The 383-nt window shown below is 55.6% G+C and carries 1 rRNA gene; it reads right to left on the bottom strand.

The window, feature by feature from the left end:
* Positions 1 to 383 (bottom strand): 16S ribosomal RNA (locus BW38_RS0120860); the annotation flags it as partial.

Below are 383 nucleotides of genomic sequence, written 5' to 3'. Positions count from 1 at the left end.
GTTGAGCCCGGGGATTTCACATCCGACTTGACAGACCGCCTGCGTGCGCTTTACGCCCAGTAATTCCGATTAACGCTTGCACCCTCCGTATTACCGCGGCTGCTGGCACGGAGTTAGCCGGTGCTTCTTCTGCGGGTAACGTCAATGAGCAAAGGTATTAACTTTACTCCCTTCCTCCCCGCTGAAAGTACTTTACAACCCGAAGGCCTTCTTCATACACGCGGCATGGCTGCATCAGGCTTGCGCCCATTGTGCAATATTCCCCACTGCTGCCTCCCGTAGGAGTCTGGACCGTGTCTCAGTTCCAGTGTGGCTGGTCATCCTCTCAGACCAGCTAGGGATCGTCGCCTTGGTGAGCCGTTACCTCACCAACAAGCTAATCC

Origin of the sequence: Stenotrophomonas sp. RIT309 (genome assembly GCF_000632045.1) — a bacterium.
In the GTDB taxonomy this organism is placed as follows: Bacteria; Pseudomonadota; Gammaproteobacteria; order Xanthomonadales; family Xanthomonadaceae; genus Stenotrophomonas; species Stenotrophomonas indicatrix.
The sequence above is the reverse complement of the archived record's forward strand: the minus strand, read 5'-3'. Positions and strand labels throughout refer to the sequence as shown.